The 2,322-nt window shown below is 70.0% G+C and carries 1 protein-coding gene and 1 pseudogene; one reads left to right on the top strand and one right to left on the bottom strand.

Annotated elements, in window-relative coordinates; translation table 11 throughout:
- On the top strand, positions 1–1,959 hold a 1,959-nt coding region (locus FKP22_RS27555; protein WP_141291166.1), incomplete at its 5' end, for a PAS domain-containing hybrid sensor histidine kinase/response regulator.
- 38 nt (positions 1,960–1,997) lie between these two features.
- Here the strand turns inward: FKP22_RS27555 and FKP22_RS32905 are convergent.
- Positions 1,998–2,322 (bottom strand): annotated as a pseudogene (locus tag FKP22_RS32905) (xanthine dehydrogenase family protein molybdopterin-binding subunit); the annotation flags it as partial.

Genomic DNA, 2,322 nt, shown 5'->3' with positions numbered 1-2,322 from the left:
GCACCTGCCACGCTGTCGCTGCTGCTGCCCGAACACACGCCGGCGCCTGCCGCCACCAGCGGCCGCGCGGATGCCCTGATGTCGCACCTGGTCGACATCAGCCCCGACGCGATCTCGCTGACCGAGCTTGGCAGCTCGCGCTATGTGATGGTCAACGCCAGCTTCGAGCGCCTGATGGGCTACCGCGCGAGCGACGTGATCGGCCGCACCGCGCTGGAGGTCGGCATCTGGACCCACCCGGCCCAGCGCGGTGAGCTGCTGGAGGTGCTGCGCCAGCGGGCCGCGGTGCAGGACATGCCGGTCACGCTCACCGCGCGCAACGGTCGCCGGCTGGACGTGCTGCTGTCGGCCGCACGCTTCCACGAGGACCAGGTCGACTACATGGTGGTCACGCTGCGCGACGTGACCCAGGCCGAGCAGACCCGGCTGGAGTACCAGGCGATCCTGGACAACGCGCTGATCGGCATCGCGTTCGTGCGTGACGAGCATTTCGTGATGGCCAACCCCCGCTTCGAGGCCATGCTGGGCTGGCCGCCCGGCGCGCTGGTGGGCCAGCATGCCGCGGTGATCTGGCCCACGCGAGCCGAGCACCTGGAGGCCCAGCGGCGTTTCGATCCGCGGCTGACGGCCGGTGAGTCGATCGAGCTGGAGCACCTGCTCAAGCGGCGCGACGGCAGCGTTTTCCTCTGCCGCCTGATGGCCAAGGCCATCAACCCGCACAAGCCCGGCCCGCGTGGCAACCTTTGGCTGGCCGAAGACGTGACCGAGCGCCGCCAGGTCGAGCAGCAGCTGGCCAAGGCGCGTGACGAGGCCCAGGCTGCCAACCGGGCCAAGAGCGACTTCCTGGCCAACCTCAGCCACGAGATCCGCACGCCGCTCAATGCGCTGCTCGGGCTGGCCCGGCTGGCGCGCCAGCCCGAGGTCGGCGAGCGCCGCCGGCAGGACTACATCGAGCAGATCAGCGAAAGCGCCGAGACCCTGTCGGCCATCATTTCCGACATCCTGGACCTGTCCAAGATCGAGGCCGGCAAGATGCACCTGGAGCACCTGCCGTTTTCGCTGCAGGCGCTGCTCGACAGCCTCTACCAGGCCTATGGCGCACTGGCCGACAACAAGGGCCTGGCGATGCGCCTGGCCTGTGATGCCGACGTGCCGGCCATCGTCATCGGCGACTCGGTGCGGCTGCGCCAGATCCTCAGCAACTACCTGACCAACGCGCTGAAGTTCACCCAGGCCGGCCGGATCGAACTGGCGGTGCGGCGCATCGGCGGCAACGCGCTGCGCTTTGAGGTGCGCGACACCGGCAGCGGCATCGCGCCAGACGCGCAGGCCCGGCTGTTCACGCCCTTCACCCAGGTCGACAACTCGGTCAACCGGCGCTTTGGCGGCACCGGCCTGGGCCTGTCCATCTGCCGCCAGCTGGCGCACCTGATGGAAGGCGAAGTCGGCATGCTCAGCGAGCCGGGCCGCGGCAGCGTGTTCTGGGCCGAGCTGCCGCTGCCCAGCGGCAGCAGCGAGGACCTGGAGGCCAGCACCGGCAGCGGCGGCATGGACCCGGTCAACGGCGCACGCGTGCTGATGGTCGAGGACAACCCGGTCAACATGATGATCTCGGTGGCCCTGCTGGAGCAGTGGGGCGCGCTGGTCACGCAGGCGCATGACGGCGCGCAGGCCATCGAGGCGGTGGAGCAGGCCTTTGCGCTGGGCCGGCCGTACGACGTGGTGCTGATGGACGTGCAGATGCCCGGCATCAGCGGCCACGAGGCGACCCAGGTGCTGCGCCGTCGCCACTCGCGCGAGCAGCTGCCCATCATCGCGCTGACCGCCGCGGCGCTGGTCTCCGAGCGCAACCAGGCGCTGGCCGAAGGCATGAACGACTTCCTGACCAAGCCGATCGACGCGCAGCGCCTGCGCGCTTCGCTGGTGCGCGCGCTGCGCGCGCTGCACGGCGAGACCTGAGGATTGGCACTCCCCGGGCCGGGCTGCGCCCGGCCTTTTCAGGCGGCCAGCGTCAGCGGCAAGCTGCGCAGCCGCTGACCCGTCAGCGCAAACAAGGCATTCGCCAGCGCTGGCGCGACTGGCGGCACGGCGGGCTCGCCAATGCCGGTCGGCGTGCGGGTGCTGGTGATGAGGTGGGTCTCGATCAGCGGGCATTCGCGCAGGCTCAGCAGTGGCTGGTCCGGGAAGTTCTTCTGCTGGACTTCGCCGCCCACGATGTCGATGCGGCCGTAGAGCGCGGCCGTCAGCCCGAAGACCACGCTGCTTTCGACCTGCTGGGCCACGATGTCCGGCTGCAGCACCAAGCCGCAGTCCACTGCGCAA

This window comes from Ideonella azotifigens, from assembly GCF_006519715.1.
Taxonomy (GTDB): domain Bacteria; phylum Pseudomonadota; class Gammaproteobacteria; order Burkholderiales; family Burkholderiaceae_C; genus Ideonella; species Ideonella azotifigens.
The sequence above is the reverse complement of the archived record's forward strand: the minus strand, read 5'-3'. Positions and strand labels throughout refer to the sequence as shown.